Annotated in this window: 16 protein-coding genes; 9 read left to right on the top strand and 7 right to left on the bottom strand. The window is 61.1% G+C overall.

Going from position 1 to position 18265, the window contains the following annotated elements:
* Positions 1–14 precede the first annotated feature (14 nt).
* The 5 genes from KY379_RS05395 to choX all read right to left on the bottom strand — a co-directional run bounded on the left by KY379_RS05395 (position 15) and on the right by choX (position 3958).
* Positions 15–272, bottom strand: coding sequence for a hypothetical protein (locus KY379_RS05395; protein ID WP_084941137.1), 258 nt, complete (start codon positions 270–272; stop codon positions 15–17).
* A gap of 262 nt (positions 273–534) precedes the next feature.
* On the bottom strand, positions 535–1011 hold the full coding sequence (locus tag KY379_RS05390) for a thioesterase family protein (RefSeq protein ID WP_196172074.1): 477 nt from the start codon (positions 1009–1011) through the stop codon (positions 535–537).
* A gap of 10 nt (positions 1012–1021) precedes the next feature.
* A complete protein-coding gene (locus KY379_RS05385; protein ID WP_261239380.1) occupies positions 1022–1987 on the bottom strand; it encodes an L-carnitine dehydrogenase in 966 nt (321 codons plus the stop codon).
* 18 nt (positions 1988–2005) lie between these two features.
* The gene (locus KY379_RS05380; RefSeq protein ID WP_084942015.1) at positions 2006–2890 is read right to left on the bottom strand and encodes a 3-keto-5-aminohexanoate cleavage protein; all 885 of its coding nucleotides are present in this window, start codon (positions 2888–2890) and stop codon (positions 2006–2008) included.
* A 123-nt stretch (positions 2891–3013) separates the two neighbouring features.
* Positions 3014–3958, bottom strand: a complete 945-nt coding sequence (gene choX, locus KY379_RS05375; RefSeq protein WP_261239379.1) for a choline ABC transporter substrate-binding protein — start codon at positions 3956–3958, stop codon at positions 3014–3016.
* Positions 3959–4104: 146 nt separating this feature from the next.
* Between choX and KY379_RS05370 the strand changes: the two genes are divergently transcribed.
* The 3 genes from KY379_RS05370 to KY379_RS05360 all read left to right on the top strand — a co-directional run bounded on the left by KY379_RS05370 (position 4105) and on the right by KY379_RS05360 (position 7788).
* On the top strand, positions 4105–5055 hold the full coding sequence (locus KY379_RS05370) for a GlxA family transcriptional regulator (RefSeq protein ID WP_261239378.1): 951 nt from the start codon (positions 4105–4107) through the stop codon (positions 5053–5055).
* Positions 5056–5187: 132 nt separating this feature from the next.
* The gene (locus tag KY379_RS05365) at positions 5188–6342 is read left to right on the top strand and encodes a metallophosphoesterase family protein (RefSeq protein ID WP_261239377.1); all 1155 of its coding nucleotides are present in this window, start codon (positions 5188–5190) and stop codon (positions 6340–6342) included.
* A 285-nt stretch (positions 6343–6627) separates the two neighbouring features.
* Positions 6628–7788 carry a metallophosphoesterase family protein gene (locus KY379_RS05360; protein ID WP_261239376.1) on the top strand — a complete coding sequence of 387 codons (1161 nt, stop codon included), beginning with the start codon at positions 6628–6630 and terminating at the stop codon, positions 7786–7788.
* A 23-nt stretch (positions 7789–7811) separates the two neighbouring features.
* Here KY379_RS05360 and KY379_RS05355 read toward each other — a convergent pair whose 3' ends face one another.
* Positions 7812–8213 (bottom strand): lysozyme inhibitor LprI family protein, encoded by a 402-nt coding sequence (locus KY379_RS05355; RefSeq protein WP_261239375.1) that lies wholly within the window; start codon positions 8211–8213, stop codon positions 7812–7814.
* Positions 8214–8498: 285 nt separating this feature from the next.
* Here KY379_RS05355 and KY379_RS05350 point away from each other — a divergent pair, with 285 nt between their 5' ends.
* The 6 genes from KY379_RS05350 to KY379_RS05325 all read left to right on the top strand — a co-directional run bounded on the left by KY379_RS05350 (position 8499) and on the right by KY379_RS05325 (position 16316).
* Positions 8499–9476, top strand: coding sequence for a dipeptidase (locus KY379_RS05350; protein WP_054903400.1), 978 nt, complete (start codon positions 8499–8501; stop codon positions 9474–9476).
* A gap of 77 nt (positions 9477–9553) precedes the next feature.
* Positions 9554–10084 (top strand): DUF5943 domain-containing protein, encoded by a 531-nt coding sequence (locus KY379_RS05345; RefSeq protein WP_133327470.1) that lies wholly within the window; start codon positions 9554–9556, stop codon positions 10082–10084.
* A gap of 15 nt (positions 10085–10099) precedes the next feature.
* On the top strand, positions 10100–12160 hold the full coding sequence (gene dgcA, locus KY379_RS05340; protein ID WP_133327468.1) for a dimethylglycine demethylation protein DgcA: 2061 nt from the start codon (positions 10100–10102) through the stop codon (positions 12158–12160).
* A 190-nt stretch (positions 12161–12350) separates the two neighbouring features.
* Entirely contained in the window at positions 12351–14303 is a 1953-nt protein-coding gene (gene dgcB, locus KY379_RS05335; RefSeq protein WP_261239374.1) for a dimethylglycine demethylation protein DgcB, read from the top strand.
* Entirely contained in the window at positions 14303–15535 is a 1233-nt protein-coding gene (locus tag KY379_RS05330; protein WP_261239373.1) for an electron transfer flavoprotein subunit alpha/FixB family protein, read from the top strand. Before dgcB ends, KY379_RS05330 begins: the two co-directional genes overlap by 1 nt.
* Before the next feature lie 10 nt (positions 15536–15545).
* Positions 15546–16316 (top strand): electron transfer flavoprotein subunit beta, encoded by a 771-nt coding sequence (locus tag KY379_RS05325; RefSeq protein WP_261239372.1) that lies wholly within the window; start codon positions 15546–15548, stop codon positions 16314–16316.
* A gap of 504 nt (positions 16317–16820) precedes the next feature.
* Here the strand turns inward: KY379_RS05325 and gbcA are convergent.
* A complete protein-coding gene (gene gbcA / locus KY379_RS05320) occupies positions 16821–18113 on the bottom strand; it encodes a glycine-betaine demethylase subunit GbcA (RefSeq protein WP_133327460.1) in 1293 nt (430 codons plus the stop codon).
* Positions 18114–18265: the final 152 nt, after the last annotated feature.

Raw genomic sequence — 18265 nt, 5'->3', positions numbered from 1 at the left:
CCCAGGAAAAACGCTCAGGCGCGTTTGTTGAACTGCGCCAACGCCGGTAACAGTTGCTTGTCGATCGCCTGTCGCACCGCCGGCAAGATCGTCGCGCTACCGGTGTACATCTGCTCGACCATGCCCTTGAGCGCCCGGGCATTGGGCTCGGTCAACCCCCGCACCACAGCCTCGCAGGCTTGCTCGGCACTGGCTCCTGCCGGAATCTCGAACCCGCGCGCCCGCAGTTGGCCCAACAGGTCGTCCTGATCAATCAAATCCGCATGCATCATGGCTGTTGTCCCTTTTATCGCGAAGAGAGTGCTGCTGTGATTTACGACCGATTCTGTGACGCGGGCGACAGGCCGGCAAGGACAGAATGTCGCAATGGCTGCTTTGACTAAGAACAGGTCGTTTCGGGCTAAATCGGCCAGGCAGGAAGTGCGCACACTCAAGCCATCTACCGCAACGGAGGTTTGGTCACCCTCGTTCGTGCACAGTGGATGTTGCTCGCTCTTGGCCCCGGATGCTCACGGCTTTCCGGGGTTATTTTTTTCAGCGGGGTTTGGGTAGGGCTATGACTCGTCCAACGAACGCGCAGGGCGGCAGATCCCTTTGTTGATCCGCGATGTCCTGCAGCGATGACGTGCTGCGCTCGCCGAACGGCGCTGAGCGCGGCCCAGCCAGATCCACGTGCAAGAGCATTTGCTCACTCGCTGCCAACACCTCGTCGAACCCCGGCCGGTGCAGGCTGTGACATACATGTAGACGCTTCGTGTCGAAACCAATGATCTGCGTCTGTACCCACACCTCGGTACCTTGCTTCACCTCATGCAGATAGTTGATGTGAGCTTCCAGAGTGAACAGCGAGTGGCCACTTTGCCCACGGCTGTCGGCGTCCAGACCGATGCGTTCCATCAGCGCATCGGTGGCGTAACTGAAGATCAGCAGATAGAAGGCATCGCGCAGATGCCCGTTGTAGTCGACCCAGTCCTCCTGGACTGGGGTACGGTAGGTGATCAAAGCGGGCATCGCGTTTTCCTCAGTCGCTGAACGACATGCCGTGATTGGCCTTGCTGGTCTTCACCGCATCGAGCACCGCCAGCAGCGTGTCATCACGATAGCGCTCCAGCGCGGCGATGCTGTGCTGGCCCAGTTGCTCCGAGGTGCCATCGACCACGTCATCGATCAGCTTGTCGGTCAATTCTGGCGCTGGCAGATAGGTCCAGGGCAGCTTCAGTGCCGGGCCGAATTGCGACATGAAGTGGCGCATGCCGGCGTCGCCACCGGCCAGGGTGTAGGTCAGGAAGGTACCCATGAACGACCAGCGCAGACCTGCGCCGAAGCGGATCGCATCGTCGATTTCGCCGGTCGTGGCCACGCCGTCGTTGACCAGGTGCAGGGCCTCGCGCCACAGCGCTTCGAGCAGGCGGTCGGCGATGAAGCCTGGCACTTCTTTGCGCACATGCAGTGGACGCATGCCAAGGGCGGTGTAGATGGTCTTCGCCGCCTCGATGGCTTCTGGCGTGGTGCGCTTGCCTCCGACGATTTCGACCAGCGGCAGCAGGTAAACCGGGTTGAACGGGTGGCCGACCACACAGCGTTCGGGGTGGGTGGACGATTCGTAGAACTCGCTGGGCAACAGGCCCGAGGTACTGGAACCGATGATCGCATCGGGCTTGGCGGCGGCGCTGATCCTGGCGTGCAGGTCGAGCTTCAGGTCCAGGCGTTCGGGGGCGCTTTCCTGGATGAAGTCGGCATCGCGCACGCAGTCTTCGACCGTGGCGACGAAGCTCAATCGGTCCTGCGAAGCGCCAGGCGCCAGACCTTGTTTTTCGAGGGCCGGCCAGGCATTGGCGATACGTTTGCGCAGTGCCTGCTCAGCGCCCGGTGCCGGGTCCCAGGCGACCACGTCCAGGCCATGGGCCAGGGCGCGGGCGACCCAGCCGCTGCCGATGACGCCGCTACCGAGGGCGGCGAAGGTCTTGATCTCGGTGATGAAGGACATATTGGTCTCCTGAGGGAATCAGCGGCGCTTGAGGTTCATCTTTTCCCGACCTTCTGCCGGGCTGAGCACGCGGCCACCCATACGGGTGATGATCTCGGCCGCACGCTCGACCAGCTGGCCATTGCTCGCCAGCACGCCACGGTCCAGGTACAGGTTGTCTTCCAGGCCGACCCGCACGTTGCCGCCGAGCAGCACCGCCTGGGCGGCCATCGGCATCTGCATGCGGCCGATGCCGAAGCCAGCCCAGGTGACGTTGGCCGGCAGGTTGTCGACCATGGCCTTCATGGTGGTAGTGTCGGCCGGCGCTCCCCACGGGATGCCCAGGCACAGCTGGAACAGTGGGTCGTCGAGCAGGCCTTCCTTCATCATCTGTTTGGCGAACCACAGGTGGCCGGTATCGAAGATTTCCAGCTCGGCCTTCACCCCCAGTTCGGTGATGCGCTTGGCGCCCGCACGCAATTGCGCCGGAGTGGAGACGTAGATGGCGTTGCCGTCACCGAAGTTGAGCGTGCCGCAGTCGAGGGTGCAGATCTCTGGCAGCAGCGCCTCGACGTGGGCCAAGCGCTCCAGCGGGCCGATCAGGTCGGTGCCTGGGCCGAACTCCATGGGCGACTCGCCCGGACCGATTTCCAGATCGCCGCCCATGCCGGCAGTGAGGTTGACGATGATATCCACGTCGGCTTCGCGAATGCGCTCCATGACTTCGCGGTACAGCGCCACGTCGCGGCTGAAACGGCCGGTCTCGGGGTCGCGAACGTGGCAGTGGACGACGGTGGCTCCGGCCTTGGCGGCTTCGACGGCAGATTCAGCGATCTGCTTGGGCGTGACCGGGACCAAGTGGCTCTTGGCGACTGTGTCGCCGGCGCCGGTGAGGGCGCAGGTGATGATGACGTCGTGGTTCATGGCGTATTCCTTCTAGTGTCTGTTGTGGCCCTTTCGCGGGCAAGCCCGCTCCCACAGGGGAGCGGAGTGCCCCTGGCATGCGCGTATGTCTGTGGGAGCGGGCTTGCCCGCGAAGAGGCCGGGTCAGTTGGCGCTGAGCTTGAGGTTCTCAGCCGCCGGCTTGCCGTCGAAGGTGGTCACCCCCTCAAGCCAGCGGGCCTTGTCTTCGGGGTGGTCCTTTAGCCACTGGCGCGCCGATTCCAGCGCATCTTTGTGGTCGAGCAACGGCTGCATCATGCGGCTCTCGTCCTCGGCGCTGAAGTTCAGGTTGGTCAGCAGGCGATTGGCATTGGGGCAGCGTTCGGCATAGTCCGGGGCAGTGACCGTCCACACCGTCGCACGGCCTTCGTCCGGGCCCAGAGCATCCTGGCTGTCGCCCAGGTAGACCATGTCGATGTTGACGTTCATCGGGTGCGGCGCCCAGCCGAAGAACACCACCGCTTGCTTGCGCCGCACGGCGCGGTCCACCGCGGCGAGCATCCCGGCCTCGCTGGACTCCACCAGCTGGAACTTGCCCAGACCGAACTGGTTCTTGTCGATCATTGCCTTGATCTGGGTGTTGGCACCCGAACCTGGCTCGATGCCGTAGATCTTGCCACCCAGCTCCTTCTCGAACTTGTGGATGTCGGCGAACGTCTTCAGGCCTTTGTCGGCCAGGTACTTCGGCACCGCGAGGGTGGCGCGGGCGTCTTCCAGGCTCGGTTTGTCGAGTACCTTGACTTGCTTGGCGTCGACGAACGGAGTGATGATCTGGGTCATGATCGGGTTCCAGTACCCCAGGAACATGTCCAGGCGTTGGTCGCGGATACCGGCGAAGATGATCTGCTGCGAGGCGCTGGTCTGCTTGGTGTCGTAGCCGAGGCCATCGAGCAGCACCTGGGCCATGGCGCTGGTGGCGATGACGTCGGTCCAGTTGACCACGCCCAAGCGGACGTTCTTGCATTCGGCCGGCTCGGCGGCGAACAGTGGGGTGACCAGGGTGCTGCTCAGGGCAAGGGACAGCAGGCTGCGGCGGACAAAGCGGTGCATGGTGGCTCTCCATCGGCAGTGCATATTGTTATGGTGGCCGGTCTCTCTGGACCGTGTGAACACGCTACGCTGCCCACAGTGCGAAAAATCGCACTCCGGCGACCAACATTTGCACGCAAGCGACTTCTTCTCCCGTGGAGCCTGCAATGCCGCAATTGATTCATTTCCTGCTGTTGCCAGGGTTCTCGGCCATGGGCTTCATCAGCGCCGTGGAACCCCTGCGGGTGGCCAACCGCTTCAAGGGGCCGTCGTACCGTTGGCGGGTGTTGAGCCTGGACGGCGGTGCGGTATTGGCCAGCAATGGCATGTCGGTGAACGCCGACGCTGCGCTGGGCGCGGTCGAGGCCGGCGCAATCGTGTTGATCGTTGCCGGCTTCGAGCCGCTGGCCTGCTACGGTCCGTCGCTGCAGCAGGCGTTGCGCCGTCTCGATCATGCCGGCGTGATTCTGGGAGGTATCGATACAGGCCCGATGGTGCTAGCCGAAGCAGGGCTGCTCGATGGTTACCGCGCCACCTTGCACTGGGAGGCACTGGAGGCGTTCAAGGAGCGCTATCCCCGATTGCAGGTGACCCAAGAACTGTTCGAGATCGACCGTCGGCGCATCACCTGTGCGGGCGGCACGGCCTCGATCGACCTGATGCTCGACCTGATCGGGCAGGCCCACGGCAGCGAGTTGGCGGTGCAGGTTTCCGAGCAGTTCGTGTTGGGGCGGATCCGCCCCCGCCAGGATCACCAGCGCATGCAGATCGCCAGCCGATATGGCATCAGCAATAAGAAGTTGGTGAAGGTGATTGGCGAGATGGAAAGGAATATCGAATCGCCGCTCGATACACACAGCCTGTCCGAATTTATTCAAGTAACCCGTCGGCAGCTGGAGCGATTGTTCCAGTTACACCTGGAAATGACACCCAGTGCCTTTTATCTGCGTTTGCGTTTGGACAAGGCTCGGCAGTTACTGCAACATTCGGATATGAGTGTGCTGGAGGTCAGTATTGCCTGTGGTTTCGATTCCCCCTCTTATTTTGCTCGATGTTACAAAACATGTTTCGGTAAATCTCCCCGCCAGGATAGAGCCATAAAAAGTGTGAGCGATTGATTCATGCTGGGCCAATGGAGGGTGCAACGCCGCTGAGTTTCCGGACTGGTCATTAGACCCTATCAGATATACGAGTATTGACCCGTATACCGCTTTGATAGGGTCTGCTGGCCTATTCAATGGAGACTTTGTATGTTTGGCTATAAGTGTTCGCCGCGTTTCCCATTTCTTGCGGCTATTGTATTGTTCGCCAGTGGCGCTAATGCGGGTGTGGTTCCGCCAGGAGGCATTTACCCGAAACCTCAACCGCCGGCACCATTCTCGCGGGGCTGTGAAGTTACCCGGAAAACTACCGAAGACTTCAGCGGGTATATTCGCCCCGGTTGGCAAACGGCGTCGCCAACGCTGCAAAAGATGCTGATCACCTCGGACATTCAGCCTTTCAGGGTGAAACCTGCCGCTGGCGGCGACGACGACGTCAACGCCAAGAGGTGGCGCGTCGTGAGCAGTAGCATGGCCGACATTCTACGCGCTGAGCGAGGGGGGGCTCACTATGTACCGTTGATCCTCAATGGTGACATCACAGAGTTTGGCCATAACGGAGAACGGAAGGCTTTCCGAGAGTTCATCAAGCGCACCTTCCCGGTCAGGGCGGGCGCCCCGGGTGGCCCCCTGTTCTTCCCTGGATTGGGGAACCATGATTATTCCAATAATCTTAACAAATGTGCGAACAATGGCTGCGCCCGGGATGCGGTATGTGACAACATCATCTGGACTCGGGCCATCCAAGAGCAGGCGAGGGGACTGAATTTCGACCATTCCTACAGCAGGAGCGTTCATAAAGGATCTTTGTCATATTCATTTGACGTGGGCAAGGTCCATGTGGTGCAGCTCAATAACGAGCCTACTTATACAGCGAGGTTTGGAACGGGAGGTGCGTTCATGTCGCCCGGCGAGGAGAGGCGCTTTGAAATCACTTCGTCGTTGGAATGGTTGAAAAAGGATTTAGCCGCCGCCAAGGCGCGAGGGCAGTACACGATAATAAACATGCACAAGCCCGACGACTGGCAAAACGAGGATGTTTACAAACGAACGTTCAAGCACATCATTGGCAATAAACGGGTGATTGCCGTGTTCGCAGGGCACTATCACACCAGTCTAGGGAAGAAGAGATACTCTGCCTTCGGCGATGTGCCTATGTTCTCGAGTGGTGCGATCATGCACAGCAACTATCTACGCCTGATGTTCGACTGGCGTAAAAATCAGCTACAGGTCAGCTGGTATGACGGGCGCACGCAGAAAGGTCAATATACCTACAATGTCGACACCTTGAAGGCTGTGAAGTAGGCGCCTACCCGTCACGCAGTACAGAGTGTAACCATGGCTCGTTCGTAGAAGAGCCGTGGTTGCACCTGTTGTGGCTATCGGTCATCGCTGCGCTAAGGCTAGTCGCCAGTTGCACAGGGAACTAAATTCCAGCGCCTTTTCTGAGCGGGTTGTATTTCCTGGGCTGTAATGCGATGGCGTGCGCATTGCGGTATCTGTTTGCGGAGAATACCTAATAGATCTACGAGTATGTGGCATGTTTTTCGATTGCTATGGTCTCCTCGGTCATTGAACGGAGGACCAATCGTGTTTAAATTAAGTTACATGTATCAATTGCCGCTGTTTGTGTTCGGCCTAATGTTCGCAACGGGTTCCATGGCCGGCCTAGTTCCGCCGGGAGGGATTTTTCAACCGCCCGATCGTCAATCGCCAGGGTGTGAAGTAACGGGGCGCGTTATGCCTGGGTTCAAGGACTACATCAAGCCGGGCTGGCAAGAAGCACCGCAGATGCAGCAAAAGCTTTTGATCACCTCGGACCCACAACCCTTCAGGCACAAGCTTGGAATGAACAGGAAGATTAAGGAGCCGTGGACGAGAATCACCAATCGTATGGCAGACATCTTGCGGTCGGAACGAGAAGGGGGGCGGTATGTACCGTTGATTATCAATGGAGATATTACTGAGTACGGTCACGGTGATGAACGGGCCGCGTTCCGGAGTTTTATTCAGAAAACGATGAGCAAAAGCGGCGGTGGGCCTTTGTTTCTGCCCGGGCTCGGTAACCATGATTACGCCAACAATGTAAACGACTGCGCGAATAATGGTTGTGCCCGCGATGCGGTTTGTGACCATATCGGCTGGGCGAGGACGCTGCAGGAAAACGCACAAAACTTCAGTTTTGACCATTCCTTCAGGGACCGCACGCACACGGGTTCGTTGGCCTATTCGTTCGATATCGGTAGGCTGCACATCGTGCAACTGAACAACGAGCCGGGTTATACCCGATCATTCGGAACGGGGGGGGGCGCGAAGGGCCTCACGCGCCGTTTCAATATCACCTCGTCCATGTCTTGGTTGGAGCGAGACCTGCAAGAGGCCAAGCGGCGTGGGAAAGTGACGATCATCAATATGCACAAACCTAACGAATGGCAGGATGGGTCCATCAGACCTAAGTTCAAACAACTCATCGAGCAAAACAATGTGGTGGCTCTGTTTGCCGGCCATCACCACGGCGACCTGGGCAAGATGAACTACTCGATGTACGGCAAGGTTCCCCTGTATTCCAGCGGGGCGATCATGTTTGGCACCTACCTACGTGTGATGTTCGACTGGAGTGCCTCCACCATGCGAGTGGAGTGGTTCGATGAGCGCACCTTGAAGGGCCACCATACGCAACCGTTTACAGTGCCTGCGACCGATAGACCGCCTGTAACGACCAAGCCTATAACGATCCCAGTGGGAAAATAAGGTCGGTCAGTACCGGCGGCGTTTCATTGTTGCCCAATGCCTTGTAAATATTCCGAGCGGTCATCGCTGCGCTGCGCCACACAGGTGCTCCACGCCGCTTCGAACGCCGGACTGCCAGGCTTTTCGGCATAGGTCTCGACCTTGCAATCGGCATCGCGCAACTGCGCCCACAGTTTTTCTGCCGCCTCCATGCGCTGGATCAGGCCGCTGGCCTGGCCCGGCGCATCGGCATATTGATCGCGGATGCGCTGGATCAGATCGTCGTACGCGGCTTTCAACTCACGCTCGGCGGTCTGCTTGTTGAACGCAGCGCAGGCGAATGTCTGCTGTTCGGTCTCGACGTTGTCGCACGGGGTGCTTTCTTCCTCACCGGCGTGGGCAGCCGTGACCACGGCCAGCAAGACCAGCCATGCCATTGATTTCATCCGTTTTCTCCTCAACAAGGCTGACGAATCGGCTGGATTCTCGCTCAGCCGCAGACAAGACGATAGCTCCCTGACGAAATGTTCATGTAATGCGGTAAATGTCGTTATCGCGACTGTCTCTCATCCCCGCGCACCGCGCCAGACGCCCCGATGTCGGGCATTGACGCTTTCGGCAAACCCCCTGTCGTTTTTGTATCGGGGCGCCTTTGGGCACAAGCATATGCTGGCTCCAAAGCGCCGGCAGAAGATTCGGCGCGACCCGTATCGATAATAGGGGACAGCCTGATGAGCCCAGCCGAACTTCACGCCGACAGCATCGTCATTGACGGCCTGATCATTGCCAAATGGAACCGCGAGCTGTTCGAGGACATGCGCAAGGGCGGGCTCACCGCGGCCAACTGCACCGTGTCGGTCTGGGAAGGCTTCAAGGCCACCGTCGATCAGATCGCCGCCAGCCAGAAGCTGATCCGCGACAACAGCGACCTGGTGATGCCGGTGCGCACCACCGCCGACATCCGCAAGGCCAAGGAACTGGGCAAGACCGGTATCCTCTTCGGCTTCCAGAACGCCCATGCGTTCGAGGACCAGATCGCTTACGTCGACGTGTTCAAGCAGTTGGGCGTGGGCATCGTGCAGATGTGCTACAACACCCAGAACCTGGTCGGCACCGGCTGCTACGAGCGTGACGGTGGCCTGTCGGGCTTCGGTCGCGAGATCGTCGCCGAGATGAACCGCGTCGGCATCATGTGCGACCTGTCCCATGTCGGCTCCAAAACCTCCGAAGAAGTCATTCTCGAATCGAAGAAGCCGGTCTGCTATTCGCATTGCCTGCCTTCGGGCCTCAAGGAGCACCCGCGCAACAAGTCGGACGAAGAGCTGAAGTTCATCGCCGACCATGGTGGCTTCGTTGGCGTGACCATGTTCGCGCCGTTCCTGGCCAAGGGCATCGACTCGACCATCGACGACTACGCCGAGGCCATCGAGTACACCATGAACATCGTCGGTGAAGACGCTATCGGTATCGGTACCGACTTCACACAGGGTCACGGTCAGGAGTTCTTCGAGTACCTGACCCACGACAAGGGCTATGCCCGACGTCTGACCAACTTCGGCAAGATCATCAACCCGCTGGGCATTCGCACCGTGGGCGAATTCCCCAACCTCACCGAAACCTTGCTCAAGCGCGGCCATTCCGAGCGCGTGGTACGCAAGATCATGGGCGAGAACTGGGTCAACGTCCTCAAGGACGTGTGGGGCGAGTAAGCCGCTCTCCAAAGCCTGAAAGCCCCTGCCAGCAACGCCGGGGCATCCAAACAAAAATTTTATGGAGTTGAGTTTCCATGGCCAAGATCGCCCCGCAATTGCCAATCGAAGTCGACAGCGAAACCGGTGTCTGGACCAGCGACGCCTTGCCGATGCTGTACGTGCCGCGCCACTTCTTCGTCAACAACCACATCGGTATCGAGGAAGTGCTGGGTGCTGACGCCTACGCCGAGATCCTCTACAAGGCCGGCTACAAGTCCGCCTGGCACTGGTGCGAGAAAGAAGCCGAGTGCCATGGCCTGGAAGGTGTGGCGGTATTCGAGCACTACATGAAGCGACTGAGCCAACGTGGCTGGGGCCTGTTCGAGATCCAGGACATCGACCTCGACAAGGGCACCTGCAGCGTCAAGCTCAAGCACTCTGCGTTCGTCTACGTCTATGGCAAGTGCGGCCGCAAGGTCGACTACATGTTCACCGGCTGGTTCGCTGGTGCCATGGACCAGATTCTCGCCGCCCGTGGCAGTTCGATTCGCACCGTGGCCGAGCAGGTCTACGGCGGTTCGGAAGAAGGTCACGATGACGGCCTGTTCGTCGTCAAGCCGTTGTAAGTCGGAGAGAGCGTCATGGCATTCGAAGCAATGTTCCAGCCGATCCAGATCGGCAAACTGACCATCCGCAACCGCGTGCTCAGCACCGCGCATGCCGAGGTCTACGCCACTGACGGCGGCATGACCACCGACCGTTACGTGAAGTATTACGAAGAAAAGGCCAAAGGCGGCATTGGCCTGGCGATCTGCGGTGGATCGTCGGTGGTTGCCATCGACAGCCCGCAGGAGTGGTGGTCCTCGGTCAACCTGTCCACCGACCGCATCATCCCGCACTTCCAGAATCTCGCCGACGCCATGCACAAGCATGGCGCCAAGATCATGATTCAGATTACCCACATGGGCCGTCGCTCACGTTGGGACGGTTTCAACTGGCCGACCCTGATGTCGCCGTCGGGCATCCGTGAACCCGTGCACCGTGCCACCTGCAAAACCATCGAGGTGGAAGAGATCTGGCGCGTGATCGGCAACTACGCCCAAGCTGCGCGGCGGGCCAAGGAAGGCGGCCTGGATGGCGTCGAGCTGTCGGCCGTGCACCAGCACATGATCGACCAGTTCTGGAGCCCGCGGGTCAACAAGCGTACCGACGAATGGGGCGGTAGCTTCGAAGGCCGCATGAAGTTCGGTCTGGAAGTGCTCAAAGCCGTGCGCGCCGAGGTCGGCGACGACTTCTGCGTGGGCATGCGTATCTGTGGTGACGAGTTCCATCCCGATGGCCTGAGCCACGAGGACATGAAACAGATCGCCGCTTACTACGATGCCACCGGCATGCTCGACTTCATCGGCGTGGTCGGTTCAGGTTGCGACACCCACAACACCCTGGCCAACGTCATCCCGAACATGAGCTACCCGCCGGAGCCGTTCCTGCACCTGGCTGCCGGCATCAAGGAAGTGGTCAAGGTCCCGGTACTGCACGCGCAGAACATCAAGGACCCGAACCAGGCCACGCGTATTCTGGAAGGCGGCTATGTCGACATGGTCGGCATGACCCGTGCGCACATCGCCGACCCGCACCTGATCGCCAAGATCAAGATGGGCCAGGTCGACCAGATCAAGCAGTGCGTCGGTGCCAACTACTGCATCGACCGCCAGTACCAAGGTCTGGACGTGCTGTGCATCCAGAACGCCGCCACCTCCCGTGAATACATGGGCGTGCCGCACATCATCGAGAAGAGCACCGGGCCCAAGCGCAAGGTAGTGGTGGTCGGTGCCGGCCCTGCCGGCATGGAAGCCGCGCGCGTGGCTGCCGAGCGTGGCCACGACGTGACCGTGTTCGAGAAGAAGGATCAGATCGGCGGGCAGATCACCATCGCCGCCAAGGCGCCGCAGCGCGACCAGATCGCCGGCATCACCCGCTGGTACCAGCTGGAGTTCGCCCGTCTGAAGGTTGACCTGCGCCTGGGTACCGCGGCCGATGTCGCGACCATCCAAGACCTGCGCCCGGACATCATCGTGCTGGCGGTGGGCGGTCATCCGTTCGTCGAGCAGAACGAGCACTGGGGTGCTGAAGAAGGATTGGTGGTCAGCAGTTGGGATGTGCTCGACGGCAAGGTCGCGCCGGGCAAGAACGTACTGGTGTACGACACCATCTGCGAATTCACCGGCATGTCCACTGCGGACTTCCTGGCCGACAAGGGTGCCCAGGTCGAAATCGTCACCGACGATATCAAGCCGGGCGTGGCGATGGGCGGTACGACATTCCCGACCTACTACCGCAGCCTGTACCCCAAGGAAGTGATCATGACCGGGGACATGATGCTGGAGAAAGTCTACCGCGAAGGCGACAAGCTGGTGGCGGTGCTCGAGAACGAATACACCGGCGCCAAGGAAGAGCGCGTGGTCGACCAGGTCGTGGTCGAGAACGGCGTGCGTCCTGACGAGCAGTTGTACTACGCGCTGAAGGAAGGTTCGCGCAACAAGGGCCAGATCGACGTGGAGGCGCTGTTCGCCATCAAGCCACAGCCGATCCTCAGCCAGCCGGGCGAAGGGTACCTGTTGTATCGCATCGGCGACTGCGTGGCCCAGCGCAACGTGCATGCGGCGATCTACGACGCCCTGCGCCTGTGCAAGGACTTTTGATCCTGGTGGCATGAATACCGCCCCACTGTGGGCGGGACTGGCCCCCTGTGGGAGCGGGCTTGCCCGCGAAAGCGTCAGCATGAACGACAGCGTTGTCTGATCTGACGTATTCGCGGGCAAGCCCGCTCCCACAGGGTCCGCGCCCATCCTGAGAATCGGCGCAAGAATCCAGCTGTTGTGGGAGCCTCCCATGTTGAACACCCTTCTACCCATCCTGCTGTTCGCTGCCCTTGGCCTGGCAGTGCTCGGCGCCCTGCGCCGGGTGCGCATGTGGCGTCGTGGCCGGCCGAGCAAGGTCGACCTGATCGGCGGGCTGCTGGCGATGCCGCGGCGCTACCTGGTGGACCTGCACCATGTGGTCGAGCGCGACAAGTACATGTCCAAGACCCACGTGGCCACCGCCGGTGGCTTCGTGCTCTCGGCAGTCTTGGCGATCCTGGTGCACGGCTTCGGCCTGCAGAGCAAGATCCTCGGTTACGCCTTGCTGGTCGCTACGGTGATCATGTTCAGCGGTGCCATCTTTGTCTTCAAACGCCGCCTGAATCCTCCTTCGCGCCTGTCCAAGGGCCCGTGGATGCGCTTGCCGAGAAGCCTGCTGGTGTTCGCCGCGAGCTTCTTCATCGCCACCTTGCCGGTCGCCGGCATCCTGCCGGCCAACACCGGGGGTTGGGTGATGATCGGTGTGCTCGGCCTCGGGGTGCTGTGGGGCGTGTCGGAGCTGTTCTTCGGCATGACCTGGGGCGGGCCGATGAAACACGCCTTCGCCGGTGCCCTGCACCTGGCCTGGCACCGCCGCGCCGAGCGCTTCGGCGGCGGTCGCTCCACCGGCCTCAAGCCGCTGGACCTGGAAGACCCGAATGCACCACTGGGCGTGGAAAAGCCCGTGGACTTCACCTGGAACCAGCTGCTGGGCTTCGATGCCTGTGTACAGTGCGGTAAATGTGAAGCCATGTGCCCGGCCTTCGCTGCCGGCCAGCCGCTGAACCCGAAGAAACTCATCCAGGACATGGTCATCGGCCTGGCCGGTGGCAGCGACGCTCAATTCGCCGGCAGCCCGTATCCGGGCAAGCCGATCGGGGAGCATGGCGGCCATCCGCACCAGCCGATCGTCAATGGTCTGGTCGACGCCGAGACGCTGTGGTCGTGCACCACCTGCCGCGCCTGCGTCGAGGAATGCCCGATGATGATCGAGCACGTCGACGCCATCGTTGACATGCGCCGACATCTCACCTTGGAAAAAGGCGCCACGCCGAACAAGGGCGCCGAGGTGCTGGACAACCTGATCGCCACCGACAACCCTGGCGGTTTCGCCCCCGGCGGACGGATGAACTGGGCGGCCGACCTGAACCTGAAACTGCTGTCGGAGGTGAAAACCACCGAGGTGTTGTTCTGGGTCGGCGACGGTGCGTTCGACATGCGCAACCAGCGCACCCTGCGTTCGTTCGTCAAGGTACTGAAGGCTTCGGGTGTGGACTTCGCCGTGCTCGGCCTGGAAGAGCGCGACAGTGGCGACGTGGCCCGTCGTCTGGGTGATGAAGCGACCTTCCAGCAATTGGCCAAACGCAACATCCAGACCCTGGCCAAGTACAGGTTCCAGCGCATCGTCACCTGTGACCCGCACAGTTTCCATGTGCTGAAGAACGAATACGGCGCCCTGGGCGGCGACTATCAGGTGCAGCACCACAGTACCTACATCGCCGAACTGATCGCTGCCGACAAGCTCAACCTCGGCCAGCACAAGGGCGGCAGCGTCACCTACCACGACCCGTGCTACCTGGGCCGTTACAACGGCGAGTACGAAGCGCCGCGGGCAGTGCTCAAGGCGCTGGGTATCGAAGTACGCGAGATGCAGCGTTCGGGCTTCCGCTCGCGTTGCTGTGGCGGTGGCGGCGGTGCGCCGATCACCGACATCCCAGGCAAGCAGCGTATTCCCGACATGCGCATGGACGACATCCGCGAAACCGAGGCCGAATTGGTGGCGGTGGGATGTCCGCAATGCACCGCGATGCTCGAAGGTGTGGTCGAACCGCGTCCACAGATCAAAGACCTCGCCGAACTGGTGGCCGATGTGCTGATCGAGGAGGAAACTCCCGCAGTCCCAAAGTCGCCAACGGTCAATCGTGAACCTGCGGAGGTGCACTGATGAGCGACATCATCCGCCGCGACCCACGCGCCGAGTGGATCGCCCGTAACCGTCTGCATCCGCTGCATGCGGCGATGCAGACGCAACAGAGCAGTTGGATGGGGCCCAACGGCCTCATCCGCAAGAACCCCCATGCGCTTGCCGCAGGTTTTATCGGCCCGGCCGGCATCAAGCGGATCGACCGCAGCGGCGCCCAACAGGGCACCGCTGGGGGCGCGCGCCGCACGGCGGCGGTCGAGGTCAAGCTGCCACTGCACCAAGTGGCGACGCCTGCCTTCTACATCGCCGTGGTGCCGGACATGGTCGGAGGCCGCCTGAGCAGCCACGACCGCGACCTGCTCGGGTTGGCCCACAGCCTGGCCGGCAGCGACGGTGCGGTGTTGGCAGTGGTCTTTGGCGAACACAAGGAAAGCAACTTTTCCACAGCCGGTGTCGACCGTTTGCTGGTCATTGAAGGCGAAGCTTTCGAGGGTTATGCACCGGAGCAACTGGTACAGGGCCTGCGCGCTGTGGATAACCAGTTCGCCCCGCGCCACTGGTTGCTGCCTGACAGCCGCACCGGTGGCGGCGAACTGGGCCGGCGCCTGGGCGCTGCGCTGGGCGAGCGTCCGGCAACGCGGGTATGGCAGGTCAAAGACGGGCAATGCATCGGCCGCGCCGGTGCTGGCCAGCAAGACCTGCAACGTGCCGTCCCGCGTTTGATCCTGGCTGCGGCAGAGTGCGCCGAGCCGGTCAGCGAAACTCGTCATGAAGCGTTGCCGGTGGAGTTGTCCACAGGCGTGGCGCGCAGCTTGTCGCGCATCGAGGATCTTGGCTCGGTGGCTGTGGATCCGGCTACCATCGCCATGGCCGAGGCCGAGTTCATCGTCTCCGGCGGCAATGGCGTGAAGGACTGGGACCTGTATCACAAGGCGACCGCAGCTCTCGGCGCTACCGAGGGCGCCTCACGGGTGGCGGTGGACGACGGCTTCATGCCACGTAACCGTCAGGTCGGAGCCACGGGTACTTGGGTCACCGCACGGGTCTACGTGGCGGTGGGTATTTCCGGCGCTATCCAGCACCTGCAGGGCATCGGTGCCTGCGACAAGGTGGTGGCGATCAACATGGACCCGGGCTGCGACATGATCAAACGGGCCGACCTGTCGGTGATTGGCGACAGCTCGGCGATTCTCCAGGCACTGATCGAGGCTGTGGAAAACTTCCGCAGTGGCGGCCAGCGCGACGCGGCATAAGGGCACGAGCATGAGTACGAAAGTCATCAGCCTGGTTTCCATCGGTGCCCACCCCAGCTCCGGTCGCGCCCGTCGCGCCGAGCAGGATGCGCGGGCCGTGGAGTTGGGCTTGCAACTGGCTGGGGATAACTTGCAGGTGGTGCATGCCGGCGATCCACGCGAGGAGGCCCTGCGTGCCTACCTGGGCATGGGCCTGAATCATCTGGACGTATTGGAACAACCCGCAGGCGCCGATGTGCTCGGGGTGCTGGGCGATTACCTGCGCGATGCCGGCGCCCAGTTGGTGTTGACCGGTAGCCAGGCGGAAACCGGCGAGGGGTCGGGCATGTTGCCGTTCCTGCTGGCGGAAAAGCTCGGCTGGCCGCTGATCGTGGGACTGGCCGAGGTGGAGTCGATCGACAACGGCACTGCCCAGGTGCTGCAGGCCTTGCCACGTGGCCAGCGTCGACGCCTGAAGGTGCGCCTGCCCTTGCTGGCCACTGTGGATAACGCAGCGCCCAAGCCACGTCAGAGTGCATTTGGACCTGCGCGCCGGGGCGTGTTGGCGGCGCGTAACGTGGCCATTGTCGAGGACGAATGGCTGTCCGACTCCGAACTGCAGCCTGCACGGCCTCGACCCAAGCGATTGAAGGTGATCAAGGCCAAGAGCGGCGCCGACCGCATGAAGGCTGCGACGGCCAAGGCCAGCGGTGGTGGGGGCAAGGTGCTCAAGGACGTATCGCCACAGGAAGGCGCCGAGGCGATTCTCAAGCTGTTGGTGGAGGAGGGCGTACTGCGCTGATCCCTAACCCAGGCGCCATCGCCGGCTTGACGACGAAGGCGCCTGGTGAGCTTTTTTGCCCACTGAATCTGTTCGCCAGTATGTGGATAAAGTGTTCATCCCTCGCTAAAGCCCCCGCCCTATAAGGCTTCCAGGCCTTTGATCAAAAAACGAACAGTCTTCCTGCCGACCCGTGCGGGGCAATCTTGCCCTGGAATCTCAGAGTTTCCCACAATCGCTGTTGGCGGCTCTGTGGATAATCTGTTCGACAAACCCTGCAGCCCACGTATATCCAGGCCTCCGCGGCTTTGGTCAAAAACTGATCAAATGCTCTTGCTGGCCGAAACAGACGAGTGATTTCAGTAGCTTGACTGGATTATCCACAGGGAGTAAAGCGGGGGTGGGCGGATGTGCACAGCATACATTGCGCAATCTGTGGTTAAGCTGTGCGAAGCCTTTGGATGGCCATGTAAAAACGCCCCGGCTGACGTGTCAGCCGGGGCGCTCCTGTGTTGCCCTCTGCAGTTATTGCGCTACGACTTCCTTGAGGTAAGGCGCAGGCTCGGCACCGAGGTTTTCCAGCACACGCTGGCTGTACCAGTCGATGAAGTTCACTACACCAAACTCGTAGGTCTTCGAGTACGGGCCGGGCTGATAAGCAGTGGAGTTGATGCCGCGTTGGTTCTCTTCAGCCAGACGGCGGTCCTGGTCGTTGGTGGCGTCCCACACCTTGCGCATGCGCTCAGGGTCGTAATCGACACCTTCCACAGCATCCTTGTGCACCAGCCACTTGGTGGTGACCATGGTCTCCTGGGCGCTGATCGGCCATACGGTGAACACGATCATGTGATCGCCCATGCAGTGGTTCCACGAGTGCGGCAGGTGCAGGATGCGCATCGAGCCCAGGTCCGGGTTCTTGATGCGGCCCATCAGCTTCTGGCAGGCCTGCTTGCCGTCCATGGTCATCGACACGGTGCCCTTGAGCAGCGGCATGCGCACGATCCGGTTACGCAGACCATGGCTCTTGTGCAGGTATGGGATCTTCTCGGCTTCCCAGGCGGCGGCGGAGGCGGCCACGTGGTCCTTGAAGGCCTGGTCGGCGCGTGGATCGTTGGTGTCGTCCCATTCCAGCAGGGTCTGCAACAGCTCCGGGTGGGAACCGTTGCAGTGGTAGCACTCGCGGTTGTTTTCCAGCACCAGCTTCCAGTTGGCCTTTTCCATCAAGGTGGTCTGTACGGCCACCTTGGTGTTCTCCATGTCGTACGGTTCCATGTAGTGGTCCAGGGTGGCCAGGAACTCGTCGATGGCAGGCGGATTCTCGGCCAGGCTGATGAAGATGTAGCCACCGGCTACCTTCACGTTCACCGGCTTGAGGCCGTACTGATTCATGTCGAAGTCGCTGCCCATCTCGGTGCCGGCGAACAGCAGGCGCCCGTCGAGCTCGTAGGTCCACTGGTGGTACGGGCAGACCAGCTTGGCCACCTTGCCCTTTTCGCTGACGCACAGGCGCGAACCGCGGTGACGACAGACGTTGTGGAAGGCATGCACCTTGCCTTCGGCCCCGCGCACCACGATGATCGGGTTCTTGCCGATCTGTAGGGTGATGTAGTTGCCCTTGGCCGGGATCTCGCAGGTCATGCCGGCGATCAGCCATTCCTTGTGGAAAATCTCCTGCATGTCGATCTGGAACAGACGTTCGTCGGTGTAGAACGGCTGGGGCAGCGAGTAGGTGCGCTCGCGGGTCTGCAGCATCTCGGCGGTGGCCTTGCGTGCAGGTTCCAGTGGATCGCCCAGGCTCAGGGTTGCGGTGACGTCCATCGTGTATTCCTCGGGGCCGTGTACGGCCGGCAAAAGGTGGCTAATCGTTGTGGTGGTGCCGCAAGGCTGTCGTTTGAAAACAGCGGTTTCTTTTGCCGAGGAGTGTGCGTCCGAAGACGCCCCGAACCGTATCCATGGGCGACATGGCCGAT

Source organism: Pseudomonas sp. HD6422, from assembly GCF_025377065.1.
Taxonomy (GTDB): Bacteria; Pseudomonadota; Gammaproteobacteria; order Pseudomonadales; family Pseudomonadaceae; genus Aquipseudomonas; species Aquipseudomonas putida_U.
This window is presented reverse-complemented; position numbering and strand designations above follow the sequence as displayed.

What these genes read in the sequence shown, in the direction of transcription:
- KY379_RS05395 (WP_084941137.1), bottom strand. Translation starts at nt 272, where the DNA reads ATGATGCATGCGGATTTGATTGATCAGGACGACCTGTTGGGCCAACTG.
- KY379_RS05390 (WP_196172074.1), bottom strand. Translation starts at nt 1,011, where the DNA reads ATGCCCGCTTTGATCACCTACCGTACCCCAGTCCAGGAGGACTGGGTC.
- KY379_RS05385 (WP_261239380.1), bottom strand. Translation starts at nt 1,987, where the DNA reads ATGTCCTTCATCACCGAGATCAAGACCTTCGCCGCCCTCGGTAGCGGC.
- KY379_RS05380 (WP_084942015.1), bottom strand. Translation starts at nt 2,890, where the DNA reads ATGAACCACGACGTCATCATCACCTGCGCCCTCACCGGCGCCGGCGAC.
- choX (WP_261239379.1), bottom strand. Translation starts at nt 3,958, where the DNA reads ATGCACCGCTTTGTCCGCCGCAGCCTGCTGTCCCTTGCCCTGAGCAGC.
- KY379_RS05370 (WP_261239378.1), top strand. Translation starts at nt 4,105, where the DNA reads ATGCCGCAATTGATTCATTTCCTGCTGTTGCCAGGGTTCTCGGCCATG.
- KY379_RS05365 (WP_261239377.1), top strand. Translation starts at nt 5,188, where the DNA reads ATGTTTGGCTATAAGTGTTCGCCGCGTTTCCCATTTCTTGCGGCTATT.
- KY379_RS05355 (WP_261239375.1), bottom strand. Translation starts at nt 8,213, where the DNA reads ATGAAATCAATGGCATGGCTGGTCTTGCTGGCCGTGGTCACGGCTGCC.
- KY379_RS05350 (WP_054903400.1), top strand. Translation starts at nt 8,499, where the DNA reads ATGAGCCCAGCCGAACTTCACGCCGACAGCATCGTCATTGACGGCCTG.
- KY379_RS05345 (WP_133327470.1), top strand. Translation starts at nt 9,554, where the DNA reads ATGGCCAAGATCGCCCCGCAATTGCCAATCGAAGTCGACAGCGAAACC.
- dgcA (WP_133327468.1), top strand. Translation starts at nt 10,100, where the DNA reads ATGGCATTCGAAGCAATGTTCCAGCCGATCCAGATCGGCAAACTGACC.
- dgcB (WP_261239374.1), top strand. Translation starts at nt 12,351, where the DNA reads ATGTTGAACACCCTTCTACCCATCCTGCTGTTCGCTGCCCTTGGCCTG.
- KY379_RS05330 (WP_261239373.1), top strand. Translation starts at nt 14,303, where the DNA reads ATGAGCGACATCATCCGCCGCGACCCACGCGCCGAGTGGATCGCCCGT.
- KY379_RS05325 (WP_261239372.1), top strand. Translation starts at nt 15,546, where the DNA reads ATGAGTACGAAAGTCATCAGCCTGGTTTCCATCGGTGCCCACCCCAGC.
- gbcA (WP_133327460.1), bottom strand. Translation starts at nt 18,113, where the DNA reads ATGGACGTCACCGCAACCCTGAGCCTGGGCGATCCACTGGAACCTGCA.